26 protein-coding genes are annotated in these 14,950 nt (G+C 54.1%); 16 read left to right on the top strand and 10 right to left on the bottom strand.

What is annotated here, in order from left to right:
* The first annotated feature begins 1 nt into the window (after window position 1).
* The 12 genes from ACA048_RS23250 (at window position 2) to ACA048_RS23195 (ending at window position 4,472) form a co-directional block, all read left to right on the top strand.
* Window positions 2–487 (top strand): hypothetical protein, encoded by a 486-nt coding sequence (locus tag ACA048_RS23250; protein ID WP_497626461.1) that lies wholly within the window; start codon window positions 2–4, stop codon window positions 485–487.
* A gap of 1 nt (window position 488) precedes the next feature.
* Window positions 489–971 (top strand): hypothetical protein, encoded by a 483-nt coding sequence (locus ACA048_RS23245; protein WP_497626460.1) that lies wholly within the window; start codon window positions 489–491, stop codon window positions 969–971.
* Window positions 968–1,234 carry a hypothetical protein gene (locus ACA048_RS23240; RefSeq protein WP_497626459.1) on the top strand — a complete coding sequence of 89 codons (267 nt, stop codon included), beginning with the start codon at window positions 968–970 and terminating at the stop codon, window positions 1,232–1,234. Before ACA048_RS23245 ends, ACA048_RS23240 begins: the two co-directional genes overlap by 4 nt.
* Window positions 1,221–2,141, top strand: a complete 921-nt coding sequence (locus ACA048_RS23235) for a hypothetical protein (RefSeq protein ID WP_497626458.1) — start codon at window positions 1,221–1,223, stop codon at window positions 2,139–2,141. Before ACA048_RS23240 ends, ACA048_RS23235 begins: the two co-directional genes overlap by 14 nt.
* A 103-nt stretch (window positions 2,142–2,244) precedes the next feature.
* The gene (locus ACA048_RS23230; protein ID WP_497626457.1) at window positions 2,245–2,625 is read left to right on the top strand and encodes a hypothetical protein; all 381 of its coding nucleotides are present in this window, start codon (window positions 2,245–2,247) and stop codon (window positions 2,623–2,625) included.
* A 4-nt stretch (window positions 2,626–2,629) separates the two neighbouring features.
* Window positions 2,630–2,815: a hypothetical protein gene (locus ACA048_RS23225; protein WP_497626456.1), complete on the top strand. Its 186-nt coding sequence runs from the start codon at window positions 2,630–2,632 to the stop codon at window positions 2,813–2,815.
* The gene (locus ACA048_RS23220) at window positions 2,812–3,000 is read left to right on the top strand and encodes a hypothetical protein (protein ID WP_497626455.1); all 189 of its coding nucleotides are present in this window, start codon (window positions 2,812–2,814) and stop codon (window positions 2,998–3,000) included. The genes ACA048_RS23225 and ACA048_RS23220 overlap by 4 nt, the downstream gene beginning before the upstream one ends.
* On the top strand, window positions 2,997–3,524 hold the full coding sequence (locus ACA048_RS23215) for a hypothetical protein (protein ID WP_497626454.1): 528 nt from the start codon (window positions 2,997–2,999) through the stop codon (window positions 3,522–3,524). Before ACA048_RS23220 ends, ACA048_RS23215 begins: the two co-directional genes overlap by 4 nt.
* The gene (locus ACA048_RS23210) at window positions 3,525–3,704 is read left to right on the top strand and encodes a hypothetical protein (RefSeq protein WP_497626453.1); all 180 of its coding nucleotides are present in this window, start codon (window positions 3,525–3,527) and stop codon (window positions 3,702–3,704) included.
* The gene (locus ACA048_RS23205; RefSeq protein WP_497626452.1) at window positions 3,704–3,895 is read left to right on the top strand and encodes a hypothetical protein; all 192 of its coding nucleotides are present in this window, start codon (window positions 3,704–3,706) and stop codon (window positions 3,893–3,895) included. The genes ACA048_RS23210 and ACA048_RS23205 overlap by 1 nt, the downstream gene beginning before the upstream one ends.
* Complete coding sequence (locus tag ACA048_RS23200; RefSeq protein WP_497626451.1) at window positions 3,895–4,266, top strand: hypothetical protein; 372 nt, start codon at window positions 3,895–3,897, stop codon at window positions 4,264–4,266. The genes ACA048_RS23205 and ACA048_RS23200 overlap by 1 nt, the downstream gene beginning before the upstream one ends.
* Window positions 4,263–4,472, top strand: coding sequence for a hypothetical protein (locus ACA048_RS23195; protein WP_497626450.1), 210 nt, complete (start codon window positions 4,263–4,265; stop codon window positions 4,470–4,472). Before ACA048_RS23200 ends, ACA048_RS23195 begins: the two co-directional genes overlap by 4 nt.
* Before the next feature lie 164 nt (window positions 4,473–4,636).
* On the opposite strand, the gene ACA048_RS23190 is transcribed toward ACA048_RS23195, so the two are convergent.
* From ACA048_RS23190 to ACA048_RS23170, 5 genes are all read right to left on the bottom strand, one after another.
* Window positions 4,637–4,792 (bottom strand): hypothetical protein, encoded by a 156-nt coding sequence (locus tag ACA048_RS23190; RefSeq protein ID WP_497626449.1) that lies wholly within the window; start codon window positions 4,790–4,792, stop codon window positions 4,637–4,639.
* Window positions 4,789–5,043, bottom strand: a complete 255-nt coding sequence (locus ACA048_RS23185) for a hypothetical protein (protein ID WP_497626448.1) — start codon at window positions 5,041–5,043, stop codon at window positions 4,789–4,791. Before ACA048_RS23185 ends, ACA048_RS23190 begins: the two co-directional genes overlap by 4 nt.
* A gap of 176 nt (window positions 5,044–5,219) precedes the next feature.
* Entirely contained in the window at window positions 5,220–5,708 is a 489-nt protein-coding gene (locus tag ACA048_RS23180; RefSeq protein WP_497626447.1) for a hypothetical protein, read from the bottom strand.
* A 109-nt stretch (window positions 5,709–5,817) separates the two neighbouring features.
* Entirely contained in the window at window positions 5,818–6,369 is a 552-nt protein-coding gene (locus ACA048_RS23175; RefSeq protein WP_497626446.1) for a hypothetical protein, read from the bottom strand.
* 240 nt (window positions 6,370–6,609) lie between these two features.
* Window positions 6,610–6,828: a bacterioferritin-associated ferredoxin gene (locus tag ACA048_RS23170; protein ID WP_497629921.1), complete on the bottom strand. Its 219-nt coding sequence runs from the start codon at window positions 6,826–6,828 to the stop codon at window positions 6,610–6,612.
* A 313-nt stretch (window positions 6,829–7,141) separates the two neighbouring features.
* Between ACA048_RS23170 and ACA048_RS23165 the strand changes: the two genes are divergently transcribed.
* On the top strand, window positions 7,142–7,744 hold the full coding sequence (locus tag ACA048_RS23165; RefSeq protein WP_046026483.1) for a peroxiredoxin: 603 nt from the start codon (window positions 7,142–7,144) through the stop codon (window positions 7,742–7,744).
* Window positions 7,745–7,818: 74 nt separating this feature from the next.
* Here ACA048_RS23165 and rnt read toward each other — a convergent pair whose 3' ends face one another.
* Both rnt and pyrC read right to left on the bottom strand, forming a co-directional pair.
* The gene (rnt, locus tag ACA048_RS23160; protein WP_007943569.1) at window positions 7,819–8,496 is read right to left on the bottom strand and encodes a ribonuclease T; all 678 of its coding nucleotides are present in this window, start codon (window positions 8,494–8,496) and stop codon (window positions 7,819–7,821) included.
* Window positions 8,493–9,539 carry a dihydroorotase gene (pyrC, locus tag ACA048_RS23155; RefSeq protein ID WP_497626445.1) on the bottom strand — a complete coding sequence of 349 codons (1,047 nt, stop codon included), beginning with the start codon at window positions 9,537–9,539 and terminating at the stop codon, window positions 8,493–8,495. Before pyrC ends, rnt begins: the two co-directional genes overlap by 4 nt.
* 159 nt (window positions 9,540–9,698) lie before the next feature.
* Here pyrC and ACA048_RS23150 point away from each other — a divergent pair, with 159 nt between their 5' ends.
* Window positions 9,699–10,604: a flagellar protein MotY gene (locus tag ACA048_RS23150; protein ID WP_497626444.1), complete on the top strand. Its 906-nt coding sequence runs from the start codon at window positions 9,699–9,701 to the stop codon at window positions 10,602–10,604.
* A 129-nt stretch (window positions 10,605–10,733) separates the two neighbouring features.
* The gene (locus tag ACA048_RS23145; protein ID WP_452627977.1) at window positions 10,734–11,951 is read left to right on the top strand and encodes an argininosuccinate synthase; all 1,218 of its coding nucleotides are present in this window, start codon (window positions 10,734–10,736) and stop codon (window positions 11,949–11,951) included.
* Window positions 11,952–12,125: 174 nt separating this feature from the next.
* Here the strand turns inward: ACA048_RS23145 and ACA048_RS23140 are convergent, their stop codons facing one another.
* Window positions 12,126–12,707, bottom strand: a complete 582-nt coding sequence (locus tag ACA048_RS23140; protein WP_497629920.1) for a hypothetical protein — start codon at window positions 12,705–12,707, stop codon at window positions 12,126–12,128.
* A gap of 593 nt (window positions 12,708–13,300) precedes the next feature.
* On the opposite strand from ACA048_RS23140, the gene ACA048_RS23135 reads away from it, so the two are divergent.
* Window positions 13,301–13,927, top strand: a complete 627-nt coding sequence (locus tag ACA048_RS23135) for a response regulator transcription factor (protein ID WP_010457667.1) — start codon at window positions 13,301–13,303, stop codon at window positions 13,925–13,927.
* Window positions 13,928–14,009: 82 nt separating this feature from the next.
* On the opposite strand, the gene ACA048_RS23130 is transcribed toward ACA048_RS23135, so the two are convergent.
* Window positions 14,010–14,189 (bottom strand): PA3496 family putative envelope integrity protein, encoded by a 180-nt coding sequence (locus tag ACA048_RS23130; RefSeq protein WP_007898493.1) that lies wholly within the window; start codon window positions 14,187–14,189, stop codon window positions 14,010–14,012.
* Window positions 14,190–14,296: 107 nt separating this feature from the next.
* Window positions 14,297–14,935 carry an endonuclease III gene (gene nth / locus ACA048_RS23125; RefSeq protein ID WP_007943576.1) on the bottom strand — a complete coding sequence of 213 codons (639 nt, stop codon included), beginning with the start codon at window positions 14,933–14,935 and terminating at the stop codon, window positions 14,297–14,299.
* Window positions 14,936–14,950 lie beyond the last annotated feature (15 nt).

Raw genomic sequence — 14,950 nt, 5'->3', positions numbered from 1 at the left:
CATGCACTCTCCATCCGTAGAACTGGCCGAAGAAGAACCCGCCGAAGTAAAAAAAATCATCCAGCCGCTGGCGCCGGGCAACTTGATGTTTGAAGACAGCCGGGTGATCCGCCATGTGGCCTTCGTCCCAAGGGATACTGATCCAGCCATGCTGACCGAAAGTAAGTTCTGGATAACCGTGGCCCATAGACTGACACCGTTGGCGCATGTTCTGGTGTTTTGGGATGACCGCAGCCGGATGGCCAACCTGTTGTGTATGGAAGCCTCACAAAGTTTTGTGTCGATGTTGTTGCTTGATTACCGTAAGTTGCCGGGTATTATCTCAGACGGTTCCGAGGCCCTTATTAATTTCGACATCTTCTATTCGCAAATGGACGGCTATTGCTGCCGTCGGCTCTCTGATTCGGTCCTCGTAGTCCAAGGAGCTTCATCAAAGGAAGAGGCCATCAAGCAACTGAAAGCGCACCCTAGTTTCAAAGCGAGCTAACATGGACAACATCGAGATTTATCGTCGGATACAGCAACTTTCACGCGCCGTGCAAGCCATTCGCGCCCCGCTTACGCGAATCATAGAATTAGCTTGGCGGGGGTCGGAAGTTCCCCTCGACAAAGAAGCCGTTATCCATGTGCTGCGCCACGAAACCGCGCAACGTGAACTAGCTAGCGAGTGGGAGACGTTAATTTACAGGCATGTCTCAGGCCAGTTTTGTTTAATTACTACCGCGCTCCCTTCCGACCCAAAAGATGCCCTAGTATTAACGCAAAGGCGCCTGCTTAACAGTAGGGAAAGTTGCAGCTTTTGCGGGCTAGTTGAAGGTTCTTACGCTCCTTTGGAACTCGTAGTTGCCACCAGCCCGGTTGGACAGCCCATCCCTTACGAACGCGTTCACAAGCGTTGTAGCTTGAGCTGGCAGCGCTTGCAGTTGATTGCGGCGCAAACCCCGACTAAACAACGGGAGTCTCTCCTTTGAACATCCAGATAAAATACGGCTTTTTTATAAACCTTCTCGATATCGCCGAGGCCGCCTACATGTTCGTAGACCAGATTAATGACGCATTAAAAGAACTGAAATCCATCCCGAACATGCAGTTTCATTCACACAATCATCTGGTGCAAATGGTGATGTTCCACGCGGGCATGCCAATGTGCGAGGCCAGTTATGCGGATGTCGAAAGTTATTTTGGCGATGGTGTCGGTGCAATCTTAAGAGACTTTGGCCATGAACGAGATTGATATCCGCACCCCCGGTGGAGTCCAGACGTACAGCCCGTCGCAGTCGTTGGCGCCAGCGCCGGACTGGGGCACCACGGAACTGACCAATCAGGAATACACCCAGCGCCCCGGTGGCCAAACGGTCTTCGGCCAGCCCTTGCCCCCCGGTGTCAGCATCGAGCAGGTTATGCAGGGTTATAAGGAACTCGGCAACGTTTTCGTAGCCGACTTTATGAAGCTGGGCCACAACGTTACGCAAACGCAAAAAGCCGTCAAATGGTTCATGGATGCGATCACGAACCCACCCCAACAGCAACAAAAAAGGCATTCTTACAACCTCTACGAACATACCAACGACGCCCTCTTTCAAGCGTTCGCTAATTACGCGGCTGTCCAGAAATTCTCTGCGAAGTTTGTGACAGATGCCTGCTGGTGGGTAACTGAGGCATCCAAACGGCTTAATGCTCAATCTCCCGAGGGGTCGAGAGAAGCGCATGGAAGCGCACCTACTTCAACTGAGGTGATGTTAAGTCGGCTCTCAGACAAAGACTACAACGCGGTGATCGCTATCAATGAAAAAGCGCTCGCTAATACCATGCAGGTACTACAAGAGCGTTGGGGTGACTATACGTTTAGGCAGAACATAGACATTGCGCAGGATTATTTGTCAAAGCTGCCTGCCGCCGATCAGCAATTTTTCGATAAATTTAGCGGCAACTGGATTCACTTAAGGAATACGGTTGAATTTATCACCGCCATGTTTGACGCGGCGACCGGAGCCCATAATTTACCCAAAGATGGAAGTGGCATTGCGAGAGAGATCGCAGAATGCGAACGCTGTATGAAAACCAACCCCAAACAGTGGCGCGATGACAACGCGTTGCAAGCAAGGTATCGCACTTTGTTAGATAGGCGTGACGGGCGGTGAAAAAGAAAAAGTCCATTCAATATCAAATCGAGAAACTTGAGCGGGTGAAGCGTCACCAATCGAAACGGGACCGTAAACAAAAGTTTGAAGAGAGGAATTAATCATGGCCACCCAGATGTTCAAAGGTAAGCCTTCAAGCCGGTCGTTCGCCACGGTGGACATTTCCACGGCTGCCAATGGACTTAGTTCGCCAATTAATATTACCGGGCTCACTTTGACCAACATTCAGATGCCAGCCGCTTGGACTCAGGCCTCTGTCGGTGTAAACGCGTGTGTAGATGGGACCACTAACTTCCTGCCGGTCTACGGTTCTACAGGGGATCTATTAGCTTACCAAACAAGCGCTTCCCGTCTGGTGGTTCTTAACCCGGATTTATTCCGTGCGTTTGGTAGCTTGCAGTTTGTGTCAATGACAACCAACGGGTCGAGTGCAGTAGCGCAAGCGGCTGCTCGTATCATTAAAATCGGTTTGGCGGAGGTTTAATCAAATGGACAACATCACCGGTAGTAACCCACTACTGATAGAGGCCCGCCAAGTCAGGGCTAAACTTGCCTTGAAAGGCGGGCATGATCGCCTGATTGCCAAACTGGACGATCTTTTAAGCAAACAATCCCTCCACGGTGGCGAGCAACTAAAACTTGAGCGCCTGATCGAACAGGCGAAACAATTATGATCGCCTACGGTCCGATGGCCGCCAACACCGATCCCATCTCGGTAGGGCTTGAAGTTTGGGCCGTGCAGGCCAAAGCAGGCGCCGACACTAAGGAACTGGAAGCTGCTATTTGGCGGCTTTTCTGCGGCGAACCCGGCGCGAAATTGCAACTGCAAACCCTGATTAAAGAGGCGAAAGCGTCATGACTTCCCCTAAACTACGGCTGATTGAACGCAAACTTGGGCTGTCGCCGAAGGAATTCCAGCCAATGAGCCCAAATATGGACCTGATCGCACGGCGGTTGAAACGTGGGGAAAAAGAGCCCGCTTTGGACGCGGCCACCGAACTGGCGATCCAACAGGCCGTGGACCAGCGCGTGCGGGAGGCCCTTGAGCAACCGCCGGTCAAACAATCCCCCCGAGTGCGCGAATTGTTGCGCCAGTTCAATGCACCAGCACCTGATTACAGACAGCTACCCCCTGTGCAAACCCCCACCAAGAAGCCAACCGACTTCGTCACCACATGGCACCGCGACGGCGCTGGCCAAATAGCGTGGGCAGAGACGGTTGATTCCGACGGCAAGCGCTTCGTCACCAAGGTCGAGCGCGATGGTGCTGGCGCCATCGTCCGCACCCAGACGACGCCCCCAGACGAATCGCCAGTGCTGCCAGCCCTCGACATCGACTACAAGACCTCGGCGCGACGATTCAACCCCGGTGAGGACAGATAAATGGCCACTGTGATTTTCCAAGGCGAACCGCAAGCCGAAGCGATGGCTGTCATCGCTACACTGCAACTTTGGCTCAATGAACAGGAACCGGCTGAGCCCAAGGCCGCGTCTGCCCAGTTCGTCCACGACAGCAGTGGGCTGGCGCGGGTGGTGGTGACGCTGGAAAAGGACGGTGCGTGATGTCTACCCCACTCGATTTCGATGATGAAATGGTCGGCCACGCTCGGGCGTTGATTGAATGCTTGAGCCTGTGGATTGCAAGGCACCCGACCCCACCCGTGCTGTCCGGCACCCACACGATTTTTAACTATTCGGAAGGCACCTTGACCGTGCTCGTGACAACGGCGCCGTGTGCAAGGGACGAAGCGTAATGGCCACCAGAGGCAGACCACCGGGGCAACCCAAGACCGGTGGCAGGATCGCCGGGAAATCGCTGGATCGTCAGGCTAGGGCTTTGGTGTCGGCTGATCTGGCGGGAAGCATACTCTCGACGTTTGAGCAGCTGGGTGGCACGGCAGACATGGTGAAATGGGCGCGACAAAATCGGACGGTGTTTTATACCCAGATTCTGGCGCGCCTGATGCCCGCCCCGCAAAAGGATGACCCGGACGTTCAGGTCAACATCCAGAACAACGTGGGCAACATGACCGAGTTGGAATCAGCGATGCGCGTGGCTTACGCTCTGAATTTTGCACTCAACGCGCAACGGGAACTGGCAGAGCGTCGGGAGGAATTGTTATGACGACCTTTGGTGACGGCTACCAGACTTTCACGGATCCGCGTTTCGTCTTCAACCCTGACGACCCACGCGACTACGCCGGCCAGTACTACGCGTGGCAGCTCACCCACGACACCGTTGATTGCACCATCGAGAGCTATCGCGGCACTGCCGAAGAGCGCGGCACCGCGAAGCCTGAGCCAAGAGTCGTGACCAAACGCCGTCGATAAAAAGCCCCGCCGAAGCAGGGCCCTTTTTTGTTACTTGAGTTTTTCCCTCATTTTCTCGGCCAGATCCGCTAGCTCTGGTGATAGTGGTTTCTCTGGTGCTTCCGGCTTGTTCCAATCGGGATTCACACGTTCCCAATAAAGGATCAGGGCGATAAAAACAACTGTCAGCGCAGCCGCTGCCAGCGCAACCCAAAAACAACCAGCGCCGCCCCGCCCAGTAACTGCGCGATGCCATTAATGTTGAACGTGACGTAGAACGCGATGCAGGCCGCGATGAATATCACGCAGCGTCGAATTTTCTTTTTGGTGGTGGCTTTCATGATTCCTCCCGCATCAGGTCTCGGTTCGCCCAGAGGTCGGCCAGCACCTGAGCGCCAACATCCTGCATGGTGTGTGGGTCAAACAGGTCAGCCTCATGGTCGATCAGGGCAAAGGCGATGTTCCCGGCGTGGGCGAGCATCAGCAGGCTGTCTCCATCCGGGAGGTCGATCAGGCAGTACACATCCCCGAGGGTGCTTTCGGCAATGGCCTGACGAATTTGCTGGCGGGCGAGGGAATTTAAATTAAGCATGACGGCGTGCTCCGCTTTAGCAGCATTTATTAAGCGCCCGGCAAGTGGGAATAAATCGGCGCGAATCCACTGTACACCCAGCACCCAACGTACAGCATCCAATCGGATCAGCGGCCCGCACACGGGGCCGATCTAGCCAGTCATGGCAGACTTAAAACGGTAAGAAACTCCAGTTGTTATGCAATTTTATTGAGTTGCTCATTTGCTTTTTTTAGTTTTGCGCGAAGCAGCAGGAATAGCAGGGTTAGAAGTTCAATGTTTCCGAGTTTTGAAAATGACGCTTCCTCTCGTTGATACCGTAATGCCAACGCCTTGTATGCCTTTTTTAAATGCTGTTGGTGTGTACCAGAGAGCGCAGCATAGAGATTACTTACATCTGACTTCGTGAGCTTGTAATTTGGGCGATGAGCAAATCGGTTGCGAAGCGTGCCAACCGAGGTTAGCGGCCCTTTAAGTTCTGGTGCAAGGCCCAATGCGCAAGACAATAAAACTTTTGTTTCGTAATCAGCATTGATGTCATTAGCATACTTTTTATAGTGCTGCATTGCTGAAAGCAGAAAGCGATCGATCCAATGTTCAACATGGATGTGGCCACGAATAACCATCCCCAAGTGATCTTCGCTGCTCAGGGCATCGTGAAACTCATCATCTGACAGTTCGTCCATTCGCAGTATTTCCGAAGTAGCTTCATAGGGTTGATAAATCCGAAACAAATAAACTGTACAGCTAACACAAAAGTGGCAAACAGGGCCGCGCGTCCCTGTGGTTCACGGCTTAGCCGGGCAAGACCAGAGCCCGCAGTGCTCGGAAGTTTAGGACTGGTGGAATGACATAAATTAGCGATGCCACCAATGGCGCCATTTGCCCGCTAACCATGCCTGTGATTAGGCCCAGCGTGCCAAACACGCCCAAGGTGACATTGAGCGCGACAGCGATTTTCTTGAGCTTCCTTCGTTGTGCGGCAACTGGGATGCCGGCAAAAAAGATGGTGTCTCTGGAGAGCACTACGGCCGTTAAGAGAAAGGGGGCAGCTATGACGGCCATTAATGCCCCGACAATCAATACGCCCGTAATGGACTGTGATTTTAAGAGCAACCGCGCCGCGCCAACTGAGATTAGAACGACAATCGCCCAATTCATAATGCGTAACTTTCGGAAGTACTGTACAGGTGCGGCGGGATCTTCAGGTTGAATGGCGACCTCCGAAGCTACCAAAGCGGGGGTGACGTTGCTTGGCAGTCGATCTCCACAGGCTTGGCAAAAAGCAGCCATTGGCATTACAGCTTCGCCACACTTTGAGCAGTACTTGCTATTCAGGCCTTCCATTTCCTCTCCATGTCGCGTTTGTTGTCGCGATGGGTGTCAAACGACGCTACCAATTTGCCACTAGGCTGTCCACCAGCACTGCGCAATCTGTGCCAACCAGTGGCCGGTGTATCCCCGCCGTAACCCAGCCAGAAACGACAAGGGCCTGCATCGCTGCAAGCCCTTGTTTTGTATCGAATTATTTTGAGTTTCGAGCTATTTATGACCGGACATCAAGTCCGGTTCTTTGAAACAGGGTAATTAAGCGGCAGTAAATTCTACAGGGAAAGGAATGGCTGCCTGGGCCGATTGCAATTTGCTCAGGGTTTCGCGAACCACTTCCTTAGCAAGGCAGGCGCATTTGCCACATTGGCTGGCTACGCCGGTGGCCTGACGGACTTCCTTATAGCTGCAGCAACCTTCATAGATTGCATCGCGGATTTGACCGTCGGTGACGCCAGTGCAGAGGCAGACATACATAAGTGAAAACCGTCGTTGGTTGTGACTCAATTGCGGTGGATCTTAATGTTAACGAGAATGATTGTCAAAGTGCTTTCTGAAAGCTTCGCGTTATAAGCAGACGTGACCGACGAACGGTTTTCGTTGGGGCAATCTGCCAGTCATGGTCGCGACGGCAATTTTAACCTTCCTGCAAAAAACCGTTGAGGACAGCTCAAAAACGCCGTGTATGATGGTCGGTCCTTCGAAGGGGATCGTGTCACAGGGCTGTCGCCTGAGGGTGGCAGGCTGATGCGAATCCAGTTCTTCACGTTAATAGACCAGGAGATTTTCAATGAGCGTACTCGTAGGCAAGCAAGCCCCGGACTTCACCGTTCCAGCTGTACTGGGCAATGGCGAAATCGTCGACAGCTTCACCCTGTCGTCGGCCATCAAAGGCAAATACGGCCTGGTGTTCTTCTACCCACTGGACTTCACCTTCGTTTGCCCGTCCGAGCTGATCGCTCTGGACAACCGCATGGCTGACTTCAAGTCCCGCAACGTTGAAGTGATCGCTGTGTCGATCGACTCGCACTTCACCCACAACGCCTGGCGTAACACCCCGGTAAACAATGGTGGTATCGGCGAAGTTCGTTACACCATGGCTGCCGACATCAAGCACGAAATCGCCAAGGCCTACGACGTTGAGTCCGAAGGCGGCGTGGCTTTCCGTGGCGCGTTCCTGATCGACGACAAAGGCGTTGTCCGTTCGCAGATCATCAACGACCTGCCGCTGGGCCGTAACATTGAAGAGCTGGTCCGTCTGGTCGACGCTCTGCAATTCCACGAAGAGCACGGCGAAGTTTGCCCTGCCAACTGGAAAAAAGGCGACAAAGGCATGACCGCTTCGACCGAAGGCGTTGCGGCTTACCTGACCGAGAACGCTGCGGCGCTGTAAGCTCAAGCGTCAGGCAATAAAAAACCGGCCTCTGATGAGGCCGGTTTTTTTATGCGCGGGATAAATCAACAAGATCAGTCGTTGAAGTCTTCCCAGCCGCCCATTTGTTTCCAGCGATTGACGATGCCGCAGAACAGCTCTGCTGTCTTCTCGGTGTCATAGCGAGCCGAGTGAGCCTCGCGACCGTCGAAGTCGATATCGGCTGCCTGACAGGCCTTGGCCAGCACGGTTTGACCGTAAGCCAGGCCGGCAAGGGTCGCGGTGTCGAAGCTGGAGAACGGATGAAACGGGTTACGTTTCATGTCCAGGCGTGCGACCGCTGCGTTGAGGAAGCCCAAGTCGAAGCTGCTGTTGTGGCCGACCAGAATGGCCCGTTTGCAACTGTTGGCTTTCAGAGCCTTGCGGATGCCACGGAAGATATCGGTCAGCGCGGCTTCTTCACTCACCGCCATGCGCAGTGGGTGATCAAGTTTGATCCCGGTGAATTCCAGGGCGGCCGCTTCGATGTTCGCGCCTTCAAAAGGCTCTACACGGAAGAAGTAGGTGTGATCGGGGTACACAAACCCTTTCTCGTCCATCGCGATGGTGGTTGCCGCAATTTCCAGCAGGGCGTCGGTGGCCGAGTTGAAACCACCGGTTTCTACGTCGACGACAACCGGCAGGTAGCCACGGAATCTGGCAGCCATCGGATGACGAGGACCGCCTCCGCCGCCTTGACCGTCCTGTTCGTCGTCGAAATGGTCTTCACTCACGCGTGTTCCTCCAGCAGGCGCCAGCGCAGTTTTTCACCGGCGCGCAGCGGGATAACGGTCAGCTCGCCAAATGGCAGGCTGGTTGGGGCGGTCCACTCATCGCGGACCAGGGTAATGCTGTCGGTGTTCGCTGGCAGGCCGTAGAAGCGTGGACCGTTGAGGCTGGCGAAGGCTTCGAGCTTGTCCAGCGCGTTGCGTTGTTCGAACGCTTCGGCGTACATCTCGATGGCCGCATACGCGGTGTAGCAACCGGCGCAGCCACATGCCGCTTCTTTGGCGTGCTGGGCGTGGGGAGCCGAGTCGGTGCCCAGGAAGAACTTTTCGCTGCCGCTGGTGGCGGCGTCGAGCAGGGCTTCCTGGTGCGTATTGCGCTTGAGAATCGGCAGGCAATAGAAGTGCGGCCGAATCCCGCCCACCAGCATATGGTTGCGGTTGTACAGCAGGTGATGCGCAGTGATGGTCGCGCCGACGTTGGCCGAAGCCTCGTTGACGAACTGCACGGCATCGGCGGTGGTGATGTGTTCGAACACCACTTTGAGCGTCGGGAAACGCTCGACCACTCGACGCATGTGCTCATCGATGAAGATTTTTTCGCGGTCGAACACGTCGACATCGCCACGGGTGACTTCACCGTGAACCAGCAAAGGCATCCCGACGTCGGCCATGGCCTCAAGCGCAGGGAAGATTTTGTCGATGCTGGTGACGCCAGAATCCGAGTTGGTGGTCGCGCCGGCCGGGTACAGCTTGGCGGCGTACACGAAACCGCTGGCCTTGGCCTCGCGAATTTCTTCAGGCTGGGTACGGTCGGTCAGGTACAGCACCATCAACGGTTCGAAGCGACTGCCGGCCGGGCGTGCAGCGAGAATCCGCTGGCGATAGCCGTCGGCTTCAGCGGCGTTACGCACCGGAGGTACCAGGTTGGGCATGATGATGGCGCGACCAAAGGTGCGCGCGACATCCGCAACGGTATTGGTCAACACGGCACCATCGCGAAGATGAATGTGCCAGTCGTCGGGACGCAGCAGGGTCAGGCGGTCGGACATGAGGGGATTCCAGGCGGGTCAAACTCAGGGGAATGCTACCGGAAAAGACACTTGCAGGCACTCGCTATCAAGTTTTGCAGGAACGTACCGATATGAACGAGGTATGCCGTAAACATGCGTGTGTCGGTCTTTTTGTCGTAGAAGCCAGTGGAGCCTCCCGTGCGCCAGCGTTATTTAGCCTTGCTCAGTGTGTTTGCCAGCCTTCCTGCAATGGCGCTGACTTTCCAGACACCTCTGGAGAACATTGAGTGGACGGTCGAGGGTGACAAGTTCGAATGCCGCCTGACTCAACCGGTCACCGATTTCGGCTCGGGCGAATTCGTGCGCCGTGCCGGCGAGCAGGCGACGTTTCGTTTGAATGCTTACAACTCAATGATCGGTGGTGGTTCGGCGACGTTGCTGGCGGCCGCTGCACCGTGGCAGCCGGGACGGGGTGATATCAACCTGGGATCCGTCAGAATCGGCGGCGGCAATGTGCTGTTCAATAGCTCGCAAGCTCAGGCCGGGCGCTTGATCAGCGGATTGATCGATGGCCGCAGCCCGGTGATCCGGCATACTTCCGGCGATGGCCGTGTCTCGGAAGTGCGTCTGTTGCCGGTCAAGTTCAACAAGGCGTTCAGCGACTATCAGAGTTGCGTGGCGAAACTACTGCCGAAAAATTTCGAACAGGTTAAAAAGTCCGAAATCGGCTTCCCGGGCGAAAGTATCGACCTGAGCCCCCAGGCCAAGGCGCAGTTGCAGGTGATGCTTGAGTTCATGAAGGCTGATCCGTCGGTCAATCACATCGAACTCGACGGGCACTCCGACAACAGTGGCAATCGCCTGACCAACCGTGAGCTGTCACGCCGCCGCGCCTTGGCGGTGATGGATTATTTCAAAGCCAACGGCATTCAGGAATCGCAGATCACTATGCGCTTCCATGGTGAGCGCTACCCGGTGGCGCCGAACACCAACGCTGGCAATCGCGCGAAAAATCGTCGGGTTGCGGTGCGACTGGAGCGTGTGGCGCCGACCGAGCAAGTCGCGCCGCAAATCGCTACGGGCGGTACTTCGGCAACTTCCTGACTCGCCGGTCATCGTCGCGCTCTCGACAGATTCTGTCGCTTCGTCGTCTTAAGCTGTCGCGCCTCTGTAAATTACCGCGTTTGAGCGGTAGACTTCCCGGCTTTCCGTAGAATCCCGTGGAGTGATGGCATGGCGGACGTAAACAAGGTCGTTCTGGCGTATTCCGGCGGCCTGGACACTTCGGTGATCCTCAAGTGGCTGCAGGATACTTATAACTGTGAAGTGGTGACGTTCACTGCTGACCTGGGTCAGGGCGAAGAGGTCGAACCTGCGCGCGCCAAGGCGCAGGCCATGGGCGTCAAAGAGATCTACATCGACGACTTGCGCGAAGAATTCGTGCGTGATTTCGTTTACCCGATGTTCCGCGCCAACACCGTTTACGAAGGCGAGTACCTGTTGGGTACTTCCATCGCTCGTCCGTTGATCGCCAAACGCCTGATTGAAATCGCCAACGAGACCGGCGCTGACGCCATTTCCCACGGCGCCACCGGCAAGGGCAACGACCAGGTTCGTTTCGAACTGGGCGCATATGCCTTGAAGCCAGGTGTGAAAGTGATCGCTCCGTGGCGCGAATGGGACCTGTTGTCCCGTGAAAAGCTGATGGATTACGCTGAAAAGCACAACATCCCGATCGAGCGTCACGGCAAGAAAAAATCCCCGTACTCGATGGATGCCAACCTGCTGCACATCTCCTATGAAGGCGGTGTGCTGGAAGACACCTGGACCGAGCACGAAGAAGACATGTGGAAATGGACCGTCTCCCCGGAGAACGCTCCCGACAAACCGCAATACCTGGAGCTGACCTACCGTAACGGCGACATCGTGGCACTGGACGGCGTCGAAATGACACCGGCCACCGTGCTGGCGACCCTGAACCGTATCGGTGGTGCACACGGTATCGGTCGTCTCGACATCGTCGAGAACCGTTACGTGGGCATGAAGTCCCGTGGCTGCTACGAAACCCCAGGCGGCACCATCATGCTGCGCGCTCACCGTGCGATCGAATCGATCACGCTGGACCGCGAAGTGGCTCACCTCAAAGACGAGCTGATGCCCAAATACGCCAGCCTGATCTACACCGGTTACTGGTGGAGCCCTGAGCGACTGATGCTGCAACAAATGATCGACGCGTCCCAGGCCCACGTGAACGGTGTGGTTCGCCTGAAGCTGTACAAGGGCAATGTGATCGTTACGGGTCGCAAGTCTGACGAATCGTTGTTCGATGCCAACATCGCAACCTTCGAAGAAGATGGCGGCGCTTACAACCAGGCCGACGCGGCGGGCTTCATCAAGCTCAACGCCTTGCGTATGCGCATTGCTGCGAACAAAGGCCGGAAGCTGTTCTGAGCCCGTTGAAGTAATAGAGCTGTGGCCTTGTCGGTGACAAGGCCACAATTCTGAAAAGGGAAGTTTTCCTGTCGCGCCTTGTGTTTTCAACGTTCTTCTTGTTACTCGTACAATTCCTTCTGCTTCTTTCTCTCTTTGAGTTTTAGAGAGCTGTCCTGTTCGGCTATCGGGCAATCAAGCCATAGTCGTCACACCCTGTGAGCTCACGTTGTAAGCGACCCAGAACGCTGTGTTGCTGCGTTTCCTTGTTTGCTTTGAATGCTTGAGCGCGCTTTCTTTCAGTAGCGCCTCTGAATCGGTACACGTAAGAAATACGATCAGCCGTGCAGAGGGGGCCTGAGGTGCCTGGACCTTCTCGATCAGCGTGTTGAATTCAATTTTTTTGCTCATCCTTCGTACATCAACGATGTGTAGATCCTTTAGCAATGCCGGCAACCGTACCTGATGTTCAATCCAGTGCTTGGTCGAGTCTGTCGGTGCGAAACTTTCCGATTGATCAGCGTGGGCCATCACCTTTATGAAATGTTTCCCCTTCTCAAAATCAGAGGGGGCGTACAGTGATCGGTAGTTGAAGTTGAGTGTGGCGAAGAATAGAAAAAGCAAATAAAAGGGGAAGCTGATAAGGAACCAGATGTAAATCTTGCGTTCATCATTATCGAGAAAGGGGAGCGAAATGGCAGCTGAAGTTTCAGACAGTGCTGCAAATACCGCGATGATTGTCATAGGGTTGGTAATTTTTGATTTGGGTTTCATTATGTTTTTTGCTCATAAAGGACTATCTTTTCTCGATTTGTAAGTTTGAGTTTTTCAAGTGTGTTTTGGTTTTGTTATATTTGAGTTGTTGTTTTGTGGGTCCTTTTAGTTGGGTTTCTAGTGGGTCTTATAGTAGCTGTATTAATGGTGGGTCGGGTATAGCTGCTGTTCGTGTTTTAAGAAGAGTTCTGTTGATCTTTAATGCTGGAGTGTTGCTCGATGTTGATCTATTAGCATTATGTTGGCCTGGTGGTTGATGCTACGCCTCCAAGGTGTGAGTATTTAGGGTTGATGTGTTGGTTGATTTTTAAGCGTAGCCCAATCGCCGGTGTTTGTCGGGCTGCACGTTCACTGTCCTGTCCCTTTAGTTTTTTAGGATGTAAATCGATACACAAAAATTTCAAAAAGCCGCGCGCTGATGGACGGGTAAAATTTAAGAAACACAGTATTTGTGCAAATCTTGTAAGAATTATCCTTCTTGTTTGTAGGGAATGTCTCTCGGTGTGGGTCACTGAGGGGGGCGGCATGCCATGGATGAAACGACTAGGCTATTGTGCGGGCTCTAAAAATTCGAACAGCGAAAATTGGACTTGCCCATGAATAAAGTGCTGATCGTGGATGATCACCCCGTCATTCGTCTTGCGGTACGTATGCTAATGGAGCGCCATGGCTACGAAGTCATTGCAGAAACAGATAACGGCGTGGACGCATTACAACTGGCCCGCGAACTTATGCCGGATATTGTCATTCTGGATATTGGAATACCGAAGCTGGATGGGCTGGAAGTCATTGCGCGACTGACAACGACGGCGATGCCTCTTAAAGTGTTGATCTTGACTTCACAAGCACCTGGGCATTTTTCCATGCGTTGTATGCAGTCAGGGGCTGCAGGGTATGTCTGCAAACAGCAGGACCTCACTGAATTGCTCAGTGCGATAAAAGCCGTTCTTTCAGGTTACAGTTACTTTCCGAATCAAGCATTGCATACCGTACGGTCCAGTCTTGGCAATGCCAGTGAAGCCGATATGGTGGATCGTCTGTCCGGGCGCGAAATGATGGTGTTGCAACAGTTGGCCAGAGGCAAGACCAATAAGGAGATTGCCGATGGAATGTTCCTCAGCAATAAAACCGTCAGCACTTACAAAACTCGCCTGTTGTTGAAGCTCAATGCGCGCTCCCTGGTCGATCTGATCGAACTGGCTCAACGCAATGGTCTGGTCTAAGTGCCACTAACGGCTGATGAGGCGGCGCTCATCAGGGATCGGCACTTAGTAAAAAGCCTCCGTTTCGGGAGGCTTTTAGGTGTTAAAGGTCAAAATCGTAATCGGCCAATTGCTTTTGAAGTCGGCGCTCCTCCAGCAAATTGTCGATGGTGCGGCGTTTGCTCAGGTTGGTCTTTGCCACTTCAACCACCGGTTCAGCGTCATCGGCCTCAACGGGTGTGAAGTCGTCTTCTACGTCCAATTGCTCTTTGCCAGTGCTCATAAGGTCAACTCCAGGCTAAGACTGCCTTTGGCGCTCCTTATATCGACAATCGACCGGCGGGTAAAAAAGATTTTTTCAATCGATGGATCAATAAATCTAATAGTGCCTCAATCGTCCGAGGTCTTTTGCTTGTATTCGCACAAATCTTCGATCCGGCAACTGCCGCAGCGGGGCTTGCGGGCCAGACACACGTAGCGCCCATGAAGGATCAGCCAGTGGTGGGAGTCCAGCAAATATTGCTTGGGCACAAACTTCATCAATTTCTGCTCCACCTCGACTACATTCTTGCCGGGAGCAATGCCGGTGCGGTTGCTGACCCGGAAAATGTGGGTGTCCACGGCCATGGTCAGTTGGCGAAAGGCAGTATTGAGCACCACGTTCGCCGTCTTGCGGCCGACGCCGGGTAGCGCTTCCAGTTCCTCGCGGGTTTGCGGCACTTCGCCGCCATGGCGCTCCACCAGCAGTCGACAGGTTTCGATCACGTTTTTCGCTTTGCTGTTAAACAAACCGATCGTCTTGATGTATTCCGACAGGCCCTCGACGCCCAGCGCATGGATCGCCGCCGGTGTATTGGCCACGGGATAGAGTTTGGCGGTGGCCTTGTTGACGCCCACATCGGTCGACTGGGCGGAAAGAATCACGGCAATCAGCAATTCGAATGGCGATGAATAGGCCAGTTCAGTCTTCGGTTCCGGGTTGTCTTCGTGAAACCGACGGAAAATTTCCAAACGTTTTGCGGCATTCATGGGCGATGCATTTCC

This window comes from Pseudomonas sp. LBUM1659, from assembly GCF_059716045.1.
Note: the sequence above shows the minus strand (reverse complement) of the source record. Positions and strands in the feature narration are given on the sequence as shown.